Genomic DNA, 22947 nt, shown 5'->3' on the forward strand with positions numbered 1-22947 from the left:
TAATATGCCTTCAGTCTTATTTTACATCTTTGCGGCGATCATGGTCGCTGGCGGCATTGGAGTGGTCGCTCTCAAAAACCCAGTTTCATCTGCACTCGCGATGATAAGTTCATTCATAGGCCTTGCCGCCTTATTCGTCGGTCTTAACGCCTACTTCGTCGGCATTCTCCAAATTCTCGTTTATGCCGGAGCCGTGATGGTGCTTTTCCTTTTCATCATCATGCTTCTCGACCTAAAAAAAGAGGAAGGTAGAGAAATCCAAACTCCCGCTTTAGCTGCAGGTATCATCATTCCAACCTTGTTAGTACTCCAGCTCGTTGCCGTTTTTCAAACGAGTGAACTCGGAGACTTCACCCCAATCACAGCAGAAAGCCTCGCCCAAAGTGAACAAACTCTCGATGCCTCGATCCCCAAGGATAGCGGAATCCGTCAAGCTCTAGCAGCTAAAAACCCTGCAGAGCGCACACTACCAGATGTAAAACTAGTCGGCCACAAGCTCTTTACTGAATACAACTTCCCGCTACAAATCATCGGACTCCTTCTGTTAGTAGCCACGGTCGGATGTGTGTCTCTCTCTAAAAAGCTCAAAGCTAAATCCTAACTTTCTATGCCAACAGCATCTCTCACAGAATACCTCTTCGCATCGGGCCTGTTATTTTCAATAGGTTTAGCGGGAGTGATCATTCGACGCAATATCATCGTCATTTTCATGTGCCTCGAACTCATGCTCGCAGCGGCGTCTCTCACACTCGTCGCGTTTTCGAGAGCAGACCTTCAAGGCGGTATTCCTGATTATGACGGTCAGATGTTAGTTTTCTTCATCATCACTGTCGCCGCAGCCGAAGTCGCTGTTGGCCTCGCCATCATTGTCGCCCTCTACCGAGCAAGACAAACTGTCAACACTGACGAATTACGTAGTTTAAAGAATTAACAAATTGATGAACCAATCACTCTTACTTCTCATCCTACCGTTATTCTCTGCGGTGCTCATTCATTTTGTTCTCAAACAAAAGTTAGCGACTATTGCAGCCCTCATAGGTACGATCTCCACCTCCATCACTCTCGCCGTTTCAGTTTCACTACTGAACACCGAAGTCAGTGCTATTTCTTTCAATTGGATCAATGCTGGCAGCTTCAATATCGATATTGGTTTCCAATTTGATCAGCTTTCTAAAGGCATGATGATTGTCGTCACTGGGATTGGTTTCCTCGTGCACCTCTTTTCACTGGGCTATATGAAAGATGATGACTCCAAGGCTCGCTACTTTGGGAACTTATCACTGTTCATGTTTTCAATGACAGGTATCGTACTCGCGAACAATTTCGTGATGATGTTCATCTTCTGGGAGCTCGTGGGTTTATCCTCTTATCTCCTCATCGGTCATTGGTTTCAGAAAGACAGTGCTGCTGATGCTTCAAAAAAAGCTTTCCTCTCTAACCGCGTAGGCGACTTCGGCTTCCTTATCGGTATCCTCATGATCTGGGGAATTACTGGAACTTTTACATTCCAAGACATGCAGCAGTCCCCACTTACTGCTAGCACTCCATTTTTAGCCGCGGCAGTCTTACTCGTGTTCTGTGGTGCTATCGGTAAATCTGCCCAACTTCCACTCCACGTCTGGCTTCCCGATGCCATGGAAGGGCCGACTCCTGTGTCCGCACTCATTCACGCCGCTACCATGGTTGCAGCTGGGGTCTACATGATGGCGAGATTCTTTTTCTCGATCGGCTTCGAAGTTATCCCCGAATGCTCAGCGATGACCATCGCTTGGATTGGCGGCCTTACTTCACTGGCTGCCGCTCTAATGGCAACGCAACAGGACGACATCAAAAAGATTCTCGCCTACTCCACCCTTTCCCAACTTGGTTATATGGTCATGGCTGTCGGTTTAGTTGACCCAAATGCTGGCATGTTCCACCTCTATACCCACGCGTGGTTTAAAGCCCTGCTATTCCTAGGATCAGGCGCTGTCATCTACGCCTGCCATCATGAACAAAACATCTGGAAAATGGGTGGACTGTTTAAGAAAATGCCTATCACTGGCATCACTTTTGTCATCGGAACACTCTGCCTCACAGCTGTACCCATGAGTTCAGGATTTTTCTCCAAAGAAGCTATCCTCCACGCCGCATCTGGTAAAAGTGTCGTGCTTTTAAGCATTACTCTCATAGTGGCAGTATTAACTACATTCTACATGTTCCGTCTGCTCTTCATCGCCTTCTTTGGAGAAGCTAAAGATAAATACGCTGAACATGCAAAAGAGGTACCTCTAGTAATGGCACTACCATTGATTCTGTTAGCTTTAATGGCTCTCGCTTCTCCATGGTTAGGAAATCTCATCCCTGCTCTCGATGATTTCCACCCGCACACCAGTATTCATTTCGATGACCCAATCACTTGGCTCTCAATTGGGGCATTTGTTCTCGGACTCGTAGGTGCTCTACTTTTCTACAAAGGAAAAACTCAAGATCCACTGGCTTCAAATGGTCTCATGCTAGTCTTTCGGAACAAATTCTACATCGACGAATTCTATGCCAAACTCGTCAAAGTATTCCAAGACGTCCTCGCTTCAGTAGTACACTTTCTCGATGAATTTTTCATCAACGGAATGCTTGTAGGCGGCCTCACGCGGATTGCTCAAGGCATCGGAGATTATTTCCGCTACCGTATGCAGTCTGGCAATCTCCAGAACTACGCTTTGCTCTTAAGTGTCGGTGTGATCCTCGTCATCTATCTCACAGTTTTCCTCTAAGAACCATTTCCTACTATGCTTCTCGCTATCATTGTTCTCATCCCGCTCATCGCAGCCATTGCGGTTCTTCTCGGTAGTCCCGCTCGCCAAACAACTATTGTCGCTTCAGCGCTCAATCTACTGTTAGGTGCATATTCCGCCTTCTCGCTGTCGCATGGTGGTGAATCAGTTGCTCTAACTGTTCTCCATCAGCCAGAAATTGCTCTCAGCTTTGGACTCAATGGCTTGAGTGCCGTTATGCTACTTCTTTCCGTAATCGTCACCTTCGCCGCTAGCCTCAGTGGCTATGCTCCAGAAGGAAGAGACAAACTCTGGTTCTCTAGCATTTTATTTATTAGTGCCGGAGCAATTGGGGCATTCCTCTCTACCAATTTATTCTTTTTCTACGCTTTCCACGAACTCGCTCTGATTCCAACATTCCTGATGATTGGCATCCTCGGTCGCGGTGGAAATGAGCGAAAAGAAATCGCTTGGAAGACAACTATCTACCTAGCCTTTGGATCAATTGTTCTGCTCGCAGGTCTCTTACTCGCTGCTTCTCAGCTCGACACCTATGACATGAATAATCTTGGAGCGGCAGCGGAACATCAAAATGCCATTGCCCTCTTACTCATCATTGGCTTTGGCACACTGGTCTCACTCTTCCCTTTCCATTCATGGGCAGCACCAGCCTACGCTTCTGCTCCAGCTCCAGTCGCGATGCTCCACGCTGGTGTTCTTAAAAAGTTTGGACTTTACGGCCTTATCCAAGTGGGACTTCAGGTAGCACCGGACGGCATGCGCCACTGGCTCCCATTACTCATTGTACTTCTACTTTTCAATATCCTTTGGGTAGGTTTCATAACCATTAACCAAAAGCGTCTCGATACGATGTTAGGAAATTCTTCAGTCATGCACATGGGCTACATTTTCCTAGCAATCGCTGCAGCTATCGGAACAGACCCCGATATTTACACACCTGGAGGAACTAATTCTCTCGCTGTCCGAGCAGCTGGGCTGTTAATGTTCGCCCATGGTATTTCCATTGCACTTTCCTTCGCTCTCGCCGACCGAATCGAATCAAAAACAGGCACACTTGAACTGAATAAATTAGGGGGGCTTGGTAAAACGGCACCGAAACTCTGCTTCCTTTTTGGCCTCGCTATCATGGCCTCCATTGGCCTGCCTGGACTTGCCAACTTCGCCGGTGAAATCATGGTCTTTATTTCAGCTTTTGCAGGGTGGGATTCTACGCAAGAACTCGGTTCTGTGCAAATCGCTGCCATCATCGCCATCTGGGGAGTTGTTATCAGTGCTGTTTATGGACTTCGCGCATTTCGCCAAACCTTCCACGGTCCCCTCGAAGCCAAATGCGTATCAACTTCCGACATCACCATGATGGAAAAGATCCCCGCAGCCCTTTTGGCTATCACCCTGCTCATTGTCGGTATTTATCCGAACCTTTTACTCAACCTTCTTCCTTACTAACTGCTCATCCTAACAAGAGCTCACTTACTTCATCATGTTCGCCTATCTAGAATTCTTCATCGCAGGATTTGGTCTCATTCTCTTAATGTGGGAAGCTTTTGCTTCACCTAAGAAAAAGTCGACTCTCGCACTTATTGGCGCAGCAGGCTTGAGTATCGCGTTCCTAGCTCTCATCGTTGGCGCCTGTTGTTCTTGTAGCTATGACATTCCAAGTTGGATGAGCCGCTTTTACTCTAACGATGGTCACGCTCTCTTTTTCAAAGGCTTTGCGCTCGTTAGTACTATCGCAGTTCTCTTGATGAGTTACGACTTTGAGAAAGTGCTCAATAAATTCACAAGCCCAGACGCTTCAGACTCCAATGCCGGAGAATTTTACTGCCTTCCCATTTTTGCCTGCACTGGACTCATGTGGATGGCCTCCGCGACTGACCTCGTCTCAATTTTCGTAGCACTCGAACTTGTTACCATTTCCTTCTATGTCATGGTTGCTTTCATGCGTCGTAACGTCGGCTCGCTTGAAGCAGGGGTGAAATATCTGATTCTGGGAGCCCTCTCTACTGGTTTTCTCGTATATGGAATCGCATGGATCTATGGCGCTCTGGGCACCACCGACATCACCCGCTTTACTGACATACAATCATCGACAGCTCTACTCTTCGGCCTTGCTCTTGTGATTATTGCTCTCGCATTCAAAGTAGGCGCAGCTCCTATGCAACTTTGGATTCCCGACGTCTATCAAGGTGCGCCAACTCCTATCACAGCCTACCTTTCCGTTGCTTCAAAAGCGGCAGGCTTTGGCGTAGCGATCACCATCTTACGTCCCTTCTTAGAAGCTGAGGTGACACGCAGTTCCGTAGCGACGGTACTTGTGATACTCGCAGCCGCAACCCTCCTCTATGGGAATTTAGCGGCCCTCGCTCAGACGAATTTCAAACGTCTCCTCGCCTATTCATCAATCGCTCACGCGGGATTTATCCTGATTGGCATATCAACGAGCGCATTCGATTACGTGCTGTTCTACCTCGCGACTTATCTCATCATGACTTTCGCAGCCTTCTTCATACTTAGCATCGTTCGAAACTCAGAAGATTCAGACGAAATCTCAGCCCTCGATGGGTTGGGCAAGCGAAATCCACTACTCGCGGTAGCACTCACCATTATTATGGCTGCGATGGCTGGGGTTCCACTCACCGCAGGCTTTGTTGGCAAATTCTTCATGTTTGAAACCGCAGTTTCCAACATCGCCACTGTTCACTGGGTAACAGTAGTCATCGCATTTATCGGCGCAGCATGCGGCTTCTATTATTACTTCAAGATTATCCGTGCAATCTACTGGAATGACGCGACGAATGCTGAAACGATTCGCATTCCTCTCATTTCCAAATGTGCAATCGCGCTCCTCACCATTGCTCTGATCATCTTCGGAATCTATCCAGCGCCAATATTCTGCTGGATTTCCTAATCAATGGGACTCTCGCTTAAAGGTCACGAAGAGACCTTATATCTTTAGCTTCAGAAGAGAGAGCTCGAAGGCTAGTTGGAGCTTTCGGCTGTATTTTCTTTTCAGAAGGTTCTACCTTTTCCTCTTTTTCGAGAATGACCTCAACTGGTTCAACTACCACAGGGGATAGGGTTTCTTCCTGCTCCAGCACTTCTGCTAGATGCTGCTTTATAGGAACTGAATAAACTAATTGATTAGCAATCTCTGATTGTTTGTGTGCTCCGAAGCCCATAAGACATAAACCGATTCCTCCAGCAAAAACCATTAAAGTACATAAAGTCGAGCGAGTATTTGGTTTGCTAATTGCGTAGACGGCATCTGAGACAAAAGGCACCAACACTCCAAAACCCAGCCATTTCATACTAGACCGCATTTGGTAGAGACGAACACCCACAAAGCCAACAATAAATAAAACCAGCATGTATGCAGTTAGAGCTATATGCCACACCTCAGTATAGATTAGCCCAAAGATTAGAACTATGATTCCCGCTAGAAAAATAATCATCACCTCAGCACCAAACCAAGCGTAGCTGGCTCTAATCTGTTCCTCAAGCTCTTCCTTTATACGCTCTTCTCGCAAAGCTTGCTCTGCTTCTATCTTAGCCTGAGCCTCTCTCTCTAATCTTTCTTTTTCTTGGAAACCCACTTTAGTCTCCGCACAATTTGAAGCTGCCACCCAATCACCGATCATCGCATGCCATATGAGAGTTTCCTCTAACACTTTACCCTCTACACATAACTTCGTAAGCTGGACCAAACTCACAGGCCCTTTCACCTTATCTCCAATCGTGAAATACCACTCTGCATCTTTGGGTAGCTCAACCTCTTCTCCTAACTCCCCAATCACAGGCACAGGTTGTTTTTCAGTTTCTTCAGGCTTTGAGAATACTGATTTTTCTGCCACTTGAGCTGAATAGCTAAAGCTATTGCTCATGAAAATAGTCGTATTGCCACCCGACACTCTCTCTGAACTCTGAGCTAATGAATCAGTTGTTATCGGCCTAATCAGTCTACTGTTATTTTGTTCTAACTCTAGACTTGTAGATAAAGTGAACTCCTTTTCTTTAATTGGAGTCTCAATATCACGTAGTTCGTACATTAAGGACTTACAGCTCTCAGCACGATTCTTCTTTTTAGGTTGTAATAATTTATCAAGCCACAAGCAAAATTCATCAGAGAGATCATGCCGAACCTCCTGCAAAGGCTTGTATTCCCCCTTAATGTGAGAAGCCATTATCTGTACAGCATTGTCCCCTTGAAATGGATAGTCTCCTGTCAGCAGATAATAAAAAACACATCCTAGCGCATAAAGGTCGCTCTGTGGAGATGGCTGCTCACCACTAAACAATTCTGGTGCCATCACATATATCGACCCCATCAGTTTCCCCTTCCCCACGGACTCTTGCTCTTCTACCGGGTGGGACATTCCAAAGTCATACACCTTCACTTCATAGTGATCTTCGGAAGACATACAAAGCATGATATTTTCAGGCTTCATATCACAGTGAAGAACCCCAGCATTGTGAGATGCCGCAAGTGCTTGTAAGATTTGAATCGCTACATTCTTAAAGTCATTCGGCTGAAGCAAATGCCGCTTCATCAGTACATCAAGACTAACCCCATGAAGTAGCTCCATAACGATCTCATCGTACTCTTCATGACTCGTTATATCATAAATCGATACAATATTGGGGTGTTGCATCGAAGCTAGTACGCGTGCTTCCCTCAATAATTGCTCACGTAATGCATCCTCAGCCCCTCCTTTATCCAAACGTTTCAATGCTACATTTCTGTGCAGCATTGTATCGTGAGCCTTGTAGACTGAACCAAATCCCCCAGAGCCGAGTGATTTTGAAATCGTGTAACGTTCCCGTGTCATATGTGTGTGCCTTTGAGGGGGGAGAACTACTTGCAGATATAGCGCAGAAGCTTATAAAATCAAGGTTTAAGCAGACTTTGAGGAGACGATTGTTTGAAATAAAAAGGAATAAAAAAGCTGTTAGCTAACACTAACAGCTAATTGCCATAAGCTTATGAAGGTATAGCTTGTTAACTATCTTTCTTAATTCTTTCCTCTGGTGCATCTTTCCACATTAAAAGAGCTTTAAAGATATCTGAAACACCTTTTACCCGATGGGCGTCACGTTCTACCTCAAGAGCTGCTTTAGCCTCATCACCTTGTTCAGTTGGATGCATGGTATCTAATTTCGAGCGCAAGTCTTCATCTCCATAGAGTAAGCGCATTTTAGTCAACTGCGCGAATCTTCTAAGCTCATCAATTTTCTCTCTTAGAACAGCCCAATCCTCCATCTGATTAGGGTCTAATTTTTGTTCAAATTTCACATTGAGTTCTGAGATTGCTTCATCAAGATCTATCAATTGCTGCGCCCGTAAATCCGGGCAGCTCTCTAAATCTTCACGTAACTCATCAGCGACAGACTTAATTTGGGTTTTCATATATTTTTAACCTAACATATGATCTAGAAAACTTCACGTAAAATTTGCCATCAACCTATCGTGAGTATCATTCTGCAGAATCATGAGTCCCACTCATCACTACTTGTGTTTTTTTCACAAGCACGTCTTGAATAATTCTCAATTTATCCCTATCACGCGCGAAGTTCTCTCACACAGACACTAATACAATGAGCGCAACATCCTGTTCACTATGCCGTTTTTGGAGCTCCTCCATCGGCAAGAAATTCGTAGTGGCCATCACTGGTCTCGTCCTCGTCGGCTTCCTCGCTGGCCACCTCAGCGGTAACCTTCTAATGTACGTAGGTGCTGAAGCGTTCAATGAATACGCCTATTTCCTTCACCACATGCTCCACGGAGCTGGTGTCTGGATTGCCCGCATTGTGCTCCTTACTTCCCTAGTGTTACACGTTGTAGCGACCATTCAGCTCACTAAAGCAAACCGCACAGCGAAAGTTTCCCGCTATCAATGCGACGCCACAGTACAGGCATCTAAATCATCTCGCATGATGATTTGGTCAGGTCTTACTATTCTTGCCTTCGTAGTTTTTCACATTCTTCACTATACTGTACGTGTCGATAGCGACCTCGCAGCACTCGCCGACGCTGGCAACCAATACCAAATGGTTATAGTTGGTTTCCAAAACATCCTAGTGAGCGTCTTCTACATCATCGCTATCTCCCTTCTCTGCAGTCACCTCAGCCACGGCTTCTCCTCCATTTTTCAAACACTCGGTCTTCGTACTCAGAAAAATGCTGGTCTCATCGATGCCATCGCAAAAATCTACACTATTGTCATTTGGGTTGGCTTCGTTTCCATCCCGGTCGCAATTCTCTGCGGATTCATTAAATAATTTCTCAACGCACCTCAACTCTCACACATTTTAAGATTATGTCACTCGACGCAAATATTCCTGATGGTCCGCTTGAGCAAAAGTGGTCAAAGCACAAGATGGACTCCAAGCTCATCAACCCAGCGAACAAGCGTAAATTTACCGTTATCATGGTGGGTTCCGGTCTTGCTGGCGGTGCAGCTGCAGCCACCCTTTCTGAACTCGGTTACAACGTAAAATGCTTCTGCTACCAAGATTCCCCACGTCGCGCGCACTCGATTGCAGCACAAGGTGGTATCAATGCTGCTAAAAATTACCGAAACGACGGCGACTCAGTCTATCGTCTTTTCTACGACACCCTCAAAGGTGGTGACTTCCGTTCCCGTGAAGCAAACGTCTATCGTCTCGCAGAAGTTTCCTCAAACATCATCGACCAAGCAACCGCACAAGGTGTACCATTCGCTCGAGAATACGGCGGCCTCCTCGACAACCGTTCCTTCGGTGGTGCACAGGTATCACGTACCTTCTACGCACGTGGTCAAACTGGTCAGCAGCTGCTCATCGGTTGCTACCAAGCGCTCTCAAAAGAAATAGCCAAAGGCGGTGTTGAAATGTTCCCACGCACTGAAATGATGGAGCTCGTGATGGTCGACGGCCACGCGAAAGGCATCGTGGTGCGCGACATGACTACTGGCGAAATCACAACTCACGCAGCAGACGCAGTCTGTCTCGCTACTGGTGGTTACGGCAACGTATTCTTCCTCTCTACAAATGCCATGGGCTGTAACGTCATGGCTGCATACAAGGCACACAAAAAAGGCGCATACTTCGCCAACCCTTGTTACACTCAAATCCACCCAACATGTATTCCAGTTAGTGGCGAGTACCAGTCCAAGCTCACACTTATGTCTGAGTCTCTCCGTAACGATGGACGTATCTGGGTGCCTAAGACTATCGAAGACGCTAAAGCAATCCGCGAAGGCAAGAAGCAAGCCAGCGACATCCCTGAAGATGATCGCGATTACTTCCTAGAGCGTAAATACCCATCATTTGGTAACCTATGCCCACGCGATATTGCATCCCGTGCAGGTAAAGAAGTCTGTGACGAAGGCCGCGGCGTAGCTCCGACAGGACTTGGTGTATTTCTCGACTTCAAAGACGCTATCGCGCGCCTCGGCGAAGACACTGTACGTGCTCGCTACGGCAACCTCTTCCAAATGTACGAGAAGATCGCTGGTCAGGACCCGTACAAGCAACCAATGCAGATTTTCCCTGCTGTGCACTACACCATGGGTGGCCTCTGGGTTGACTACAACCTCATGTCCAACCTTCCTGGCCTACACGTCCTTGGTGAAGCAAACTTCTCTGACCACGGCGCCAACCGCCTTGGTGCATCTGCACTGATGCAAGGCCTCGCTGATGGATACTTCGTACTTCCGACAACTATCGCCAACTATCTCGCGACTCAAAAACCCGGCTCCGTCACCACCGACCGTCCAGAATTCGCAGAAGCGAAAAAAGAAGTCGAAGACCGTATCGAGCAACTCATGAACATCAAGGGTGAGCGCTCAGTAGACTCCTTCCACCGTGAACTCGGTAATGTCATGTGGGACTACTGTGGCATGGAACGACGCAAAGAAGGTCTCGAACACGCACTTGAGCGTATTCCGCAAATCCGCGACGAATTCTACAAAAACGTCCGCATTCCGGGTGACACTGACGAAATGAACCAAGAGCTTGAAAAAGCAGCACGTCTCGCTGACTACTTCGAATTCGCTGAACTCTTCTGTTACGATGCTCTCAACCGTGAAGAATCCTGTGGCGGTCATTTCCGTGGTGAGCACCAATTCACCGAAGATTCTCCAGAAGTACAAAGCGGCATGACTCAAGCCGGTGAAGCGCTCCGTCACGATGACAAGTTCTCCTACGTCTCCGCTTGGGAATACAAAGGATTCGGCGAGAAACCAGAACTTCATAAAGAAGACCTCAACTTCCAGTTCGTGAAGCCATCTGTACGTTCTTACCAGTAAGAATCATATTGCAAATCATTTACACCATCCCGCTCCGTTCATTCGGTGCGGGATTTTTTTATCTCGAAGTCTACAATTGACATAATTCCTGAACACAATGAATCCTAAGCTTATGCCATTTATACATCAATTTTGCATAACACTCATTGTTATGTGCTCCATAAGCTCAGCTAAAGACCTAAACCCTCCAGTTACATTTCACTGGAAAAGCCAAGATAATACTATCGATATAATAATCACTGAAGAAAACTTCACTAAGGAAAACCATACATACCTTAAACAAAATGGTAATCCAGTCTCACAGATCGACGGAATGCGTCCATGGGGAACTGAAGGAGTCCTACCAACAAGAGAACTTACTAAATTTCAGTTAACATGGGATGGTAAAAAAATGACAATCCCAAAGAACCTTTGGGCCGACTGCTTTAACCTCAATCTTTTCCCCTACTCTGAACCCGAGTTTCCCGAACCCGGCAATTACCCGTTTGTAAAACTAACAGAAGATAGACAATACATCATTTTCACTTTCCACGGAGCAGATGCCAGCTTCGCTTATGCAGTTACTTGGATTTTAGCCAAAGACGGGACGCATAGCCGTTGGATATCAGGAGCTTAATACATATAAAAAGTCTCCCTCTTGTTAAAATCATTTAATCCTAAGCGTGCTCTTATCCAGCGCGCTTTTTTCTTTAAATAATTTACAAGACATCGCCCTCTCAACGCCTAAACCTTACAGATTTCCCTAACAGCATTTGCCCACCAAAGCATTCCAATCAATCTAAAACTGCCCACCTGTAACAACCTCTGCTCTGACCCGAACCACACAAGTTCGTCGTCTTAGCAGCGAAAATCGACTGGAAACGGCTCGACGGAGAGCTCAGCGAATTGTACTCGACCACTGGGCGCACCGTTATTGCCACCTGCCTCATGATTGACCTGCATTTACTCAAACTCCGACGAAGAAGTCTACCGGCAGCGTAAAGAGTATCCCTACTTCCAACTCTATTTTGGTGAAAAATATTTCCATCACCGCTTACCGATTGAGTGCAGCTCTATGACCCATTGGCTCAAACGTATGCGCAATACTCACAAAAACTCAAGGGACGCCTTGTCCTCGGTTCCAGTGTCATGCTCCTCTTTCTCTAATGTGTTAGATTCCAAACGCAACCAGCGTTTGTAAATCGTTTATGATCAAACTCACGACCTATTTCGACTCTTCCTGATAGGGCTCGTCATTGTAGATTTTTAAAGTGTAAGAACCATCTTCCTGCTGCTCGACCATCCAAATCCCAGTATTGCTGATGCCTCTTCTTGCAGCGGCCCCTGTCGGTGCCTTTTTCAGAAACAACTTCATGAGAGAGACTCCGGAACTATTATGTCCTGCGAGCAAAATGGACTTATCGGTTCCTCCAAAGCGCTCTTCGATCATTTTAATCGCATGCAGAGAAACATGCTTCATGTAGGCAACCTGCTCATCCTCCGTACTTCCTTTAGGATACTTTTTATAATCATTCTCTGCTCCTGGTCGAATCACGAGATAAGCCTCTTCACCCTTTGTCAGTTCAATCGCCTCTCCTTTGTTGAGTATCTCTTCCTTCACTTCGGGAAGGTCATCGGAGAGAATCGTGAGCATCCCTTTACCCTCTCTCAATTCAGGCCAAACTTCCGCCTTTTGATTCGTCTCTAGCAGATAGGGTGCAATCGTATTATGCGCTCTCCACGCATTGCTCGTCGCCACGAAGTCGAAGTGATACTGCTTCAACTTCTCCGTAGCGCTTGCCACTTGGCTGAGTCCCTTTGGAGTGAACACATTTGGGTCTCCCACATAAGCCGGCCATTCAGATTCGGGAACACCTTTCTCTTCCCATGCTTTTTTAACATTGTGCCCACCTTCCGCGTGGCGAATATAATAAATTTTAAGGCCCGCGTTTGCCATATTCGCAAATACAGAAAAGAAGACTAGAGTCAGAATAGCTTTTAGATTCATCTATATAATCGATTATATTCTACGTTTTATCAAAAATATAATTCCCCAGCCAATACGAATACCGACTGGGGAACATAATGAAGAAAGTTGTTAGATCATTGAAGCTGCTAACTGCGGCGACGGCGTAAAGCCAAAGCCCCGAAACCTAATCCAAGAAGCGCTACACTGCTTGGCTCAGGCACTGCTACAGTTTCAAACTGTAGATCTAAATTTCTCAGACGCACCGGACCATCAGAGGCTGTAAAATAAAGTGACGCATTATCACCATTCGCTGAGAGGTCAGCACCGAATGTTGGATCACCTGTGATAGTAGTCGCACCAACTAAACTGAGATAGTAATCAACATCCCCAACAATTGCGCTAGAATAATGCGTTGGTCTAATATCTAGAAAGCCATTAAAAATTGCTTGATGATCCCCACCTTCTCCATCGGTGTAATTAACATTTGTCACTTCAAGAGCCAGAGTGTCACCACCTGCGAACGTGTTATTATGCCAATTGACATTATTCATGTTTGGTGTCGATGCCGTCCCGAGAGTCACATCGCCTCCTGAGTAGGTTGAACCGGTATAGGCTGTGTACACTAGATCAAACGCCAATGTATCGTCGAGCGTACCGCCATCGAGATCACCAGTTTGAGTGAAGCTAAGCGTAACTGTAGTGCCCGATGTTGCCGAAGTGATAGTGAAACCATTTTTCGAGGTAGCATCAGGTGCCAAATCTAGAATGCTAATAAGTGCCGCATTCGCTTGAGTGCCCGCTAGCGCGAGCACAGTACTTGCTGTGAGGAGAGTTTTAATAGATTTCATATGTTTGTGTTGTTGGGTCGTCCCATAAGATCTTCTAGTTGAAGATATAGGCCCCCGTTCTCTTATGGGGGGGATCGGTACGACACTATGACACATCGCAGGACTCCCGCCACCCCCCTATTTTCTGGGGGTCAATAAACCTAAGGGCATGAAACGCTCTCCTCAAACTCCACACAGACTCCTTTTTTTGAGAGGCGAAATTTTGTATCCATACACCCCTCTAAACAGACTGAACTCTTTCTCTGATCCCTCAAACTGACCCAAAGTAAACGCGCAAGAGGAGCTGCTGGGCGAGCATAGGATATTCAGAAAAAATCGTCTAACTGGAAAATCACTTCTCGAAATCTGCTATGCTCATCCAGCTTAGCTCCTTCCAATAGCCTGTATCATTGGGCTGTGTGGCCCCAGGAGTCGTCCGACCTTTGACCACAATATCAGTTATACTCTTCTGTAGCTGCTGCACCTTTTCAGGCTGCTGCTCAGCTAAGTTCTTCGTTTCCGCTGGATCGGCGGCTAAGTCGTACAACTCTGGCTTAAACTTTCCTTTCGGTAAAATGAGCTTCCAATTCCCATCCGTGATCGCATAGCGCCCATCACCAGATTCATTACTGCGATTTATCAACGGCAAGCGCTCATACTCAGTTTTCGGATCGCGCAACACTGCCGCGAAGCTCTGACTATCTTCCCCCGCACTGTCTGGCAATTGCTGCCCAATCAAGTCGGAAAATGTTGCCAACAAGTCAGTTTGACCAACCACTCCATTCCATGCGCGCCCCGGCTCAGCAATACCAGCAGGCCAACGCACCAAAAACGGAACACGATGCCCACCTTCATACACCGAGCGTTTCCCCATCCGGAAACCACCGCGACTATCGTGGCCAGTTTCTTTAAGACGTGAAGGCCACGACTTCTCAGGACCATTGTCGCTGGTGTACACAATCAAAGTATTTTCATCGAGCCCCTCAGCCTCCAGAAATTCCATAATACGCCCGACATGAAAATCGGTTTCGATCACAAACTCGCCGTAAGCACCCGCCTCACCCTGTCCCTGAAATTCAGGTAAGGGACAGACCGGATAATGCGGAGACGTATAGGGAAGATAAAGGAAAAATGGCTTACCCGACTTCGCATCGTCAGACTTTGTCGCCATCCATTCAATTGCCTTATCGGTAAAGCGCGTCAAACACTGGTTATCGATGAAATCCTCGGCGACCTCGAAATTCGTTTTAACGATGCGCGTCGGGTCTGTCGATTTTCCCGGCTCCGTTTCGTACGGGGGCATGATCCGGTAATCGAGATACAGCGGGTTCTTTTTCTTATTGGTATACAGGGTCGGCGGCACCTTCGCGTAGCGACCTTCAAACCATGCCAGCACTCCAAAATTAAGTGACGCCGGCACTCCATAGAAATAATCAAACCCTTTGTCCAAAGGCATATCCTTCACCGGTTGCGTCCAGTCTCTATCCTTCGGCGTACCTGGAAAATCCATTCCCAAGTGCCACTTGCCTACCATCCCCGTGTGATACCCATGCTCTTTGAGCAACGAAGCTAAGGTCATGCGCCCATCAGCGATCATACACTTCGCCTCGGCTCCGAGCACACCGCTCTTGCGCTCCGTGCGCCATGGGTAACGCCCCGTCAGCAAGCCATAACGCGACGGCGTACATACCGAATCTGGACTGTGACCATTAGTAAAAGCGATCCCCTCATGCACTAAGCGATCTAAGTTCGGAGTCTTAAATTTCGCATCTGGATTTAGCGCGCTCACATCGCCGTAACCCTGGTCGTCCGTGTAGATGACAATGATATTGGGTTTCGACTCAGCTCGACTGAGGCCAATACTCACGAGCGAAAACAAGGTTACAAAAGCTGAGCGAGAAAACGTTTGGCAAGATAGAAATTGTGGCAATTGCATAGATCATTCTAAGTACAAGTAAACACTGCCAAATGTTTCAGAAAAAGAGTAGAACATGCTCTAGTACTTATAAACTAAATGCATTTCTAAGACGCTCATCTCGACGCCTTCTCGGCCAACACCGCAGACTACGTCTCATCATCAAAAAGCCTCAGAGTATCACACTCTGAGGCTTTAAATTTCTAATCGAACTTCTCTTAGCTTACGCTTTCGCAGCTTCGTCCGATTGTGGTTTTGCCTTCACTGGCTTAAAGTCGAGCTGTTCTGCACCTCTCTTACAAGTCACCTTGACTGTATCCCCCTCTTTGACATCACCGCGAAGCAACGCCTCAGCAAGAGGATCTTCGAGGTAGCGCTCCACTGCACGGCGCATCGGACGTGCACCGTAATTCGGATCGTAGCCCTTTTCGGTAAGAAGGTTTCGAGCACTCTTCTCAAGCTTGATCTTGATACCGCGATCAGCAAGTCGCTCAAAGAGTTTCTTACACTCTAGATCTACAATCACATCGAGATCCTTCTTCTCAAGCATGTGGAATACTACAAGTTCATCGAGACGATTGAGAAATTCGGGTCTAAAGAACTGCTTAGAAGCTTCCATGATCTTCGATTTCATACCTTCAAAATCAGCCTCATCTTCACTCATCGCACCGAAGCCTAAAGCTGTCTGCTTCTTGACAGTAGAGGCTCCAGCATTAGAGGTGAGAATGATGATTGTATTACGGAAATCGATTTTACGACCAAGACTGTCTGTCACCGTGCCTTCTTCGAGAATTTGAAGAAGTAAATTCATCACATCAGGGTGAGCCTTCTCAACCTCATCAAAAAGAATCACTGAATACGGACGACGGCGCACCGCTTCAGTGAGCTGGCCACCTTCGTCATGGCCGACATAGCCTGGGGGCGAGCCGATCAATCGGCTCGTCGCAAATTTTTCCATGTATTCAGACATATCAATCTGAATAAGTGAATCTGGATCACCGAACATGAAATCAGCAAGATTACGAGCAAGGTAAGTTTTACCCACACCTGTAGGTCCTAAGAAAAGGAACGAGCCAATCGGACGGCGAGGATCTTTCAGATCTGCACGTGAACGGCGTAATGCTTTTGAAATAGCTTTAACTGCTGATTCTTGGCCGATCACACGACCTCCAAGCTGTTCTTCCATTTTTAGGAGTCGATCTGCTTCCTTTTGCTCCATACGCTGAAGAGGTACTCCAGTCCATTTCGAAAGAACTCCCATGATTTCCTCATCTCCGACAGGAACGATATTTTCTTCACTATCAGACTTCCATTGAGAAAGTGTGGTTTCAAGAGTCTCTTTCGCTTGTTTCTCTTCATCACGAAGAGCTGCAGCTTTTTCAAAATCTTGATCATTAATTGCTTCGACTTTGTCTTTGTTAATTTCGACAATCTTCTGCTCAAGCTCTTTGACTTCTGGCGGACGTGTCATCTGACCGATGCGAGCACGAGAACCAGCCTCATCTAACACATCGATCGCCTTGTCTGGAAGAAAACGACCAGTTAAATAGCGAGATGAAAGCTTCACTGCAGATTCAAGAGCCTCATCAGAATACTTTGCTTTATGATGAGTTTCATACTTTGAACGCAGTCCTTTGAGAATTTGAATCGCATCATCTATGGATGGCTCATCGACTTTGACCTGCTGAAAACGACGTTCGAGCGCACTGTCTTTTTCAATAAACTTACGATATTCATTCAAAGTAGTAGCACCGACTACTTGAAGTTCAGAACGACTCAATGCTGGTTTAATAATGTTAGAAGCATCCATTGCTCCTTCTGCTGAACCAGCTCCCACAATCGTGTGTATCTCGTCAATAAAGAGAATCACATTCTTCACTTTCTTGATTTCATCCATCACAGCCTTGATGCGCTCCTCAAACTGACCGCGGTACTTGGTACCTGCAACCATGAGAGCTAAATCAAGAGTGACCACACGCTTATCGCGAAGTAGTTCCGGAACATTTCCAGAAACAATCTCTTGGGCGAGACCTTCGACTATTGCAGTCTTACCAACACCAGCCTCACCTACGAGAACTGGGTTATTCTTGGTACGGCGGCAGAGAATCTGAATCACTCTCTCGATTTCCTCTTCCCGACCAATCACCGGATCGAGGTCACCTTCTTCCGCTTTTTTCGTCAAGTCCTGCCCAAAGGCCTTCAAGGCTGGCGTTTTGGTTTTCCCACCTTCAGTATTACCTTCATTTGATTCTTCTTCCCCTTCCTCGAAAACTTCGAAGATTTCCTCATCGTCGTCATCGGGATTAAAATTTGGATCGATCTCCGCAAGAACCTCCTGACGGGTGCGCTGAATATCTACATCGAGACTCTGAAGCACACGTGCAGCCACACCTTCACCTTCGCGGAGAAGTCCAAGAAGCAAATGCTCAGTTCCTACATAGGAATGGCTAAGTTGCTTCGCTTCCTTATTGGCGAGATTAAGCACTTTTTTAACTCTTGGTGTATAGGGGATCTGACTCGAAACATTTTGCTCGGGACCGGAGCCCACTTGCTTCTCTACTTCCTGACGTACGGCATCTAATTCCAAGCCCATTCGCTCCAGCACATTGACTGCAACGCCTTGTCCAAGCTTGATAAGCCCGAGTAATACGTGCTCCGTGCCGACATAGTTGTGGTTAAACCGATCTGCTTCCTTGCGCGCGAGGGCAAGGACTTGTTGTGCTCTTGGGGTAAAATTATTCATTCTCGAAATTTAAATTGCCAGTAGAGTCCTCCCCACCAGCTGAGTGATCATTACTAATAGATGTAGCAGGGGCATCGAGTGATTGCAACCTGCCGCGTAAGATTTCTGCTCGAATCTGATCCCGTTGGTTTGGATCTAGTTCAGTACCAGCATGTAACTGTAAGTGTGCAGGCTGAATATCCATCATCATAGAATCGCAAATCTGCATAACTCCATCAGAAAAATAGCCCATAGCTGCGCCCATTCGCAATAGCGAGATATGTGCAAATGCTTCTTTAGAATCGAACATTGTCGCATAGCTCAACATCCCATAAGCACGGCCAATCTTGTCTGAAAGCTGATTTGGCTCATCTTCAAGCATCTTTAGACGCGCATTTGTTTCATGGGTCTGGATCTGGTTTACTACACGTTCAAGACGCGAAATAATATCCTCCTCACTCTCACCCAATGTCGATTGATTGGAAATTTGAAAAAGGTGTCCGAGCGACTCAGTTCCCTCGCCAAAAATACCACGCACAGCCAAACCAATTTTATTCACAGCCTGTAGCACTTGACCTATTTGTTCAGTCAAAACTAATGCAGGCAGATGTAACATTGCCGATGCCCGCATTCCTGTTCCCAGATTCGTTGGACAAGCAGTAAGGTAACCGAGCTCAGAATCGAAAGCGAACTCTAGCTCCTGTTCGAGTTCATCATCCACTTTCCCTAGTAATTTGTGGGCACCTCTCAGATCGAGACCTGCACGAATCGACTGCATCCTCAAGTGATCTTCTTCATTGATCATTAAGGACAAGCGCTGACCTCGATCCACCACTGCAGCACTTCCCTGCCCTCGAGCAGCTTGTTCACGACTGATTAAATGGCGCTCAACGAGTACTTGTTTTTGAATCGCTTCTAGCTCTGAAAGTTCATGCGAAAAGCCGTTTTTCATGACCTTTAGAGCTTCTACTTTAGGTCGCATAAGTTCCAAAAGTTCAATGCGCTGAGCCTTAGTAGCCCAACCAGGAAAAGAAAGGTCATTAAGATTGCGCGCCAAGCGAATACGACTGGTAATCACCACTTCGTTATTGGCATTCTTACCTGTCATCCAGTCAGCTGGATGCTTCATCAATGTTGCAAATCGCATCATAACCTTATTCTAATTCTAGTTTTTTAATGCTATCTCTAATCTTCGCAGCCTCTTCAAATTTTTCATCATCGATGGCCTGCTGGAGCTCTTCCTTTAAGTTCTCCAGTTTCTGACGAGCTTCGATAGATTCAGCCATTCCAGATGGAACCTTGCCTTGATGTTTCACGCCTTGATGCATTTTCGCTAACACTGGCACAATTTCACCTCGAAATGCTGTGTAACATTGACTGCAGCCTAAGCGTCCCACCTTTCGGTAATCTTCAATTGTAAATCCACAGTGTGAGCACTGTTCTGCCACTTCTGCTACAGCCGACTGCTGTGCTTGTTGGGGAATCTCGTCCATAAGAATATCGACCATTGAAAATGCGCCTGGGTCGGTCAAACCACGTTCCTCTGCACAGCTTTCACAAAGGCAGATCTTCTTCTGTCCTCCCTGAACTGCTTGTGTGTAAAACACCGTTGCCTCGTTATTGCAAAGCTCGCACTTCATCTCAACTCCAGCCTAGGACGAGTTCGTAAAAGTCCCAGTTTTAAAATAGATTTTTTCTGTCTTACTCCGCAGGTACTGCTCGCCCAGGCTGAACAGGCACGGCCCGACTCGTTTCCTCCTCAATCAATGCTCTGCGATTTTCTTCCTCAATCACGGCACGAACTGGAGCCTCCTCCACCTTTTCCGCTGTGGGAATAATCGGCGGCCCCTGCGGCTTTACTAAAATGGGTTTCGGCGTTTCCTTCTCTTCCAATGACTCAGACGGTAATTGCTTCGCAGGTCGACTTTCCAAAAACATCTCCGAACTCGCCTCGGGTTCACCTTGACGCATTTTAATCACGACTCGGCGGTTCATCGCTTGTGCATCTTTATCACCACTTTCAACAATGGGTTGACGCTTTCCGTAGCCGATCACGATCAAGCGCTCAGGGTCGATCCTCATCGACTCCACCAACCAATTCTTAACCGCCTTAGCACGCTGAAGCGAAAGTTCACCATTCGGCACATCTCCCCCGATCGTATCCGTATGGCCTTCAATCCAACAATTCAGATTAGGATTCTTATCGATCAACAAAGCAACTTTGAGCAAACTATTACGGGCACTCTCACGCAACTCCGCCTTATTGAATTCAAATAGAAGATCCGAACCAATCATCCCTTTCGTATTCTGCAAAGCATTACCCGACATCTGAGCCATCGCTGACAAAGCCGTATAACTATCTAAAGCACCTTCGTCAGCCAATCCATTGGCCCCCTTCCTCTCAAGTTCCTCATTAAATTTATCTGGATCAAAAGCATCCACTTGTTGTTCACCTGGGTCAATCACCACCTGACCAGCAGCAGCTGGCTGGATCATAGCATCAGTGCGTCCAATATCGGGAATATCTTCAGAGAAATCCGGCCCCTCGATCGGCTCAAGGCTCTCAGCTAATGCCTCCCCCTTCATCGCTGGAACTTCCATTTCGATATCAAATGCCACATCTTTCACATCAGGTGACATATCAATCTCTACATCCTGAGGTAACTCCTCAAGGATTTCGATTTCATCTAAAAGATCACCCGCTACCTCTGGTGGCTCTGCGAGCTCTTCATGTTTCGCCTCAGGCAAAGATTCGCGAAACTCTACCTCACGAACGACGATTGGCTCAGTCTCTATTTCTAGAACATTCGCAATCGCAGCAAAACTGATAGACATATTTTTTAGTCCAAAAATCACCACCACATGCGCAAGCAAAGCTAGGACAATAGCCACCGTCACCAAGCGCCCCATATGCTCGGTTTTTGGCAGACTAAAGGTCGACCCCTGTCTGACGTTTTTCCAACTATATCCTCGATTCGCCATACTTGCTGTGCGTGCAACCTAAAGCATCTATACTTTAGTTCAACTCTTCAGATTACGCCCAGTTCACAACCGATCTATCGCACTAGCTACCTTTCACACATTCACAGATCTTATCGAAGACCTCTTCAGCATTGTGAATCTCGCCATGAGAACCGCGTGTTGCAAAAATTGGCTGCTCTTCTTCACACACATTGTCGCGACCATGTGATCCTTTCACTAAGCTCGCATCGAGTGGAATCACATCCAGTAGTCCTCGAAAACCTAGTTTCTTCTTCAATAAGAATTTCCCAATCTTTAACTTAGGATTGCTAATTTGCGGATCCAAAAAGAGCTCCACAGGGTCATATCCAGGCTTGCGGTGGATATCCACACAACGTGCGAAATCTGGCGCCAACGCATCATCCATCCAGTAATAATAAGTAAACCACGCATTCTCCTTGCTCACAGCAATGAAATCACCAGAGCGTTCCACACCTTTATCTGAAAACTCTGAACCGAAGCTCTCCTCTGCATTGCGTACTTCTTCTACCCCGTCGACAGCCTTAAGAACCGCGAGTACTTCCTCACGAATGCTTTGGTCATTCACATAAATGTGAGCCACTTGATGATCAGCCACAGCAAATACCTTCGACGCCCCACAGTCTAACATCTCAGTCCCCAGCTCGTCCTTGATGGTAATCCACCCCTTCTCTCTAAAAATACGGTTTAAATGAACTGGCTGATCCACTTTGGAAATCCCGTACTCAGACAATAAAACCACATCCACATCTCGCCCTTCAAAAAAATCAATTAAGTCACCAACCACTGTATCAATCTTCTCAATCTCCGCCCCCATTTCCTCAGCAACAGGACCGTATTTCTGTAAGCCGTAATCAAGATGTGGCAAATACACTAAACTCAATGTCGGCGCATGTTTTTGCTCCACCCATTTCGCCGAAGATGCAATCCACTCCGAGCTGGGAATGCCAGCATTTGGCCCCCAAAAAGTAGGAAATGGAAAGTCACCGAGATCTGCTTTAATCTCCTCACGCATCCCCATCGGTTGCGTATACACGTCAAAAACTTTTCGACCATCCGCTGGATACATAGGACGTGGCGTAATCGTCCAATCCGCAGTCGCATACATATTGTACCACCAAAATAATTTCGCGCAGGTGAAACCCGGCACTTCACGACGGAGCTTGTCCCAAATTTTCTCCCCCTGAACAATGTGATTACTCTGTTTCCAGAACTTCACTTCGGCAGCTTCACGATCGTACCAGCCATTCGCAACAATCCCGTGATCTCCTTCGCTCTTGCCTGTCACATAGCTCGACTGAGCTGTACATGTCACTGCCGGAAAAGCCGGCTTAAAACTGCTCATCTGGCCTTCACCCAGAAACGCATTGATCCTCGGAGTATGCGCTCCAAGCACAGACTTCGTCAGACCAACAACATTGAGAGCTACTACACGCTTCATACACATTTTCTAAGACACCTGCACTCGACTTTAAA

General features: G+C 46.7%; 18 protein-coding genes and 1 pseudogene. 9 read left to right on the forward strand and 10 right to left on the reverse strand.

Annotation, left to right across the window (positions count from 1 at the left end):
* Window positions 1-4 precede the first annotated feature (4 nt).
* Genes ACFPK9_RS03350 through ACFPK9_RS03370 form a run of 5 tightly spaced genes read left to right on the forward strand, consistent with a single transcriptional unit; the run spans window position 5 to window position 5682 of the window.
* A complete protein-coding gene (locus ACFPK9_RS03350) occupies window positions 5-601 on the forward strand; it encodes an NADH-quinone oxidoreductase subunit J family protein (RefSeq protein ID WP_377093232.1) in 597 nt (198 codons plus the stop codon).
* Window positions 602-607: 6 nt separating this feature from the next.
* A complete protein-coding gene (gene nuoK, locus ACFPK9_RS03355) occupies window positions 608-931 on the forward strand; it encodes an NADH-quinone oxidoreductase subunit NuoK (protein ID WP_377093234.1) in 324 nt (107 codons plus the stop codon).
* Window positions 932-938: 7 nt separating this feature from the next.
* Complete coding sequence (gene nuoL, locus ACFPK9_RS03360; protein WP_377093236.1) at window positions 939-2753, forward strand: NADH-quinone oxidoreductase subunit L; 1815 nt, start codon at window positions 939-941, stop codon at window positions 2751-2753.
* Window positions 2754-2768: 15 nt separating this feature from the next.
* Window positions 2769-4220 (forward strand): complex I subunit 4 family protein, encoded by a 1452-nt coding sequence (locus tag ACFPK9_RS03365; protein ID WP_377093237.1) that lies wholly within the window; start codon window positions 2769-2771, stop codon window positions 4218-4220.
* 34 nt (window positions 4221-4254) lie between these two features.
* Window positions 4255-5682 carry an NADH-quinone oxidoreductase subunit N gene (locus ACFPK9_RS03370; protein WP_377093238.1) on the forward strand — a complete coding sequence of 476 codons (1428 nt, stop codon included), beginning with the start codon at window positions 4255-4257 and terminating at the stop codon, window positions 5680-5682.
* A gap of 16 nt (window positions 5683-5698) precedes the next feature.
* Here the strand turns inward: ACFPK9_RS03370 and ACFPK9_RS03375 are convergent, their stop codons facing one another.
* On the reverse strand, window positions 5699-7600 hold the full coding sequence (locus ACFPK9_RS03375; protein ID WP_377093239.1) for a protein kinase domain-containing protein: 1902 nt from the start codon (window positions 7598-7600) through the stop codon (window positions 5699-5701).
* 170 nt (window positions 7601-7770) lie between these two features.
* Complete coding sequence (locus tag ACFPK9_RS03380; RefSeq protein ID WP_377093241.1) at window positions 7771-8178, reverse strand: hypothetical protein; 408 nt, start codon at window positions 8176-8178, stop codon at window positions 7771-7773.
* A 188-nt stretch (window positions 8179-8366) separates the two neighbouring features.
* On the opposite strand from ACFPK9_RS03380, the gene ACFPK9_RS03385 reads away from it, so the two are divergent.
* From ACFPK9_RS03385 to ACFPK9_RS16135, 4 genes and pseudogenes are all read left to right on the forward strand, one after another.
* Window positions 8367-9050 carry a succinate dehydrogenase cytochrome b subunit gene (locus ACFPK9_RS03385; protein WP_377093242.1) on the forward strand — a complete coding sequence of 228 codons (684 nt, stop codon included), beginning with the start codon at window positions 8367-8369 and terminating at the stop codon, window positions 9048-9050.
* Between the two features lie 38 nt (window positions 9051-9088).
* Entirely contained in the window at window positions 9089-11059 is a 1971-nt protein-coding gene (locus tag ACFPK9_RS03390; protein ID WP_377093243.1) for a fumarate reductase/succinate dehydrogenase flavoprotein subunit, read from the forward strand.
* 151 nt (window positions 11060-11210) lie between these two features.
* Entirely contained in the window at window positions 11211-11675 is a 465-nt protein-coding gene (locus ACFPK9_RS03395) for a hypothetical protein (RefSeq protein ID WP_377093245.1), read from the forward strand.
* 209 nt (window positions 11676-11884) lie between these two features.
* Window positions 11885-12040 (forward strand): annotated as a pseudogene (locus ACFPK9_RS16135) (hypothetical protein); the annotation flags it as partial.
* A 223-nt stretch (window positions 12041-12263) separates the two neighbouring features.
* On the opposite strand, the gene ACFPK9_RS03400 reads toward ACFPK9_RS16135, so the two are convergent.
* The 8 genes from ACFPK9_RS03400 to ACFPK9_RS03435 all read right to left on the reverse strand — a co-directional run bounded on the left by ACFPK9_RS03400 (window position 12264) and on the right by ACFPK9_RS03435 (window position 22912).
* Window positions 12264-13046: a histidine phosphatase family protein gene (locus ACFPK9_RS03400; protein ID WP_377093246.1), complete on the reverse strand. Its 783-nt coding sequence runs from the start codon at window positions 13044-13046 to the stop codon at window positions 12264-12266.
* Window positions 13047-13153: 107 nt separating this feature from the next.
* A complete protein-coding gene (locus ACFPK9_RS03405) occupies window positions 13154-13855 on the reverse strand; it encodes a PEP-CTERM sorting domain-containing protein (protein WP_377093248.1) in 702 nt (233 codons plus the stop codon).
* A 331-nt stretch (window positions 13856-14186) separates the two neighbouring features.
* Window positions 14187-15701 carry a sulfatase family protein gene (locus tag ACFPK9_RS03410; protein ID WP_377093250.1) on the reverse strand — a complete coding sequence of 505 codons (1515 nt, stop codon included), beginning with the start codon at window positions 15699-15701 and terminating at the stop codon, window positions 14187-14189.
* Window positions 15702-15972: 271 nt separating this feature from the next.
* Entirely contained in the window at window positions 15973-18492 is a 2520-nt protein-coding gene (locus ACFPK9_RS03415) for an ATP-dependent Clp protease ATP-binding subunit (RefSeq protein WP_377093252.1), read from the reverse strand.
* Complete coding sequence (locus ACFPK9_RS03420; RefSeq protein WP_377093253.1) at window positions 18485-19621, reverse strand: protein arginine kinase; 1137 nt, start codon at window positions 19619-19621, stop codon at window positions 18485-18487. The genes ACFPK9_RS03415 and ACFPK9_RS03420 overlap by 8 nt, the downstream gene beginning before the upstream one ends.
* 4 nt (window positions 19622-19625) lie before the next feature.
* Window positions 19626-20111, reverse strand: coding sequence for a UvrB/UvrC motif-containing protein (locus ACFPK9_RS03425; RefSeq protein ID WP_377093254.1), 486 nt, complete (start codon window positions 20109-20111; stop codon window positions 19626-19628).
* Window positions 20112-20172: 61 nt separating this feature from the next.
* Window positions 20173-21453, reverse strand: a complete 1281-nt coding sequence (locus tag ACFPK9_RS03430; RefSeq protein ID WP_377093255.1) for an OmpA family protein — start codon at window positions 21451-21453, stop codon at window positions 20173-20175.
* Window positions 21454-21535: 82 nt separating this feature from the next.
* Window positions 21536-22912, reverse strand: coding sequence for an alkaline phosphatase family protein (locus ACFPK9_RS03435; RefSeq protein WP_377093256.1), 1377 nt, complete (start codon window positions 22910-22912; stop codon window positions 21536-21538).
* Window positions 22913-22947: the final 35 nt, after the last annotated feature.

This window comes from Rubritalea spongiae, from assembly GCF_042652385.1.
Lineage (GTDB): Bacteria > Verrucomicrobiota > Verrucomicrobiia > Verrucomicrobiales > Akkermansiaceae > Rubritalea > Rubritalea spongiae.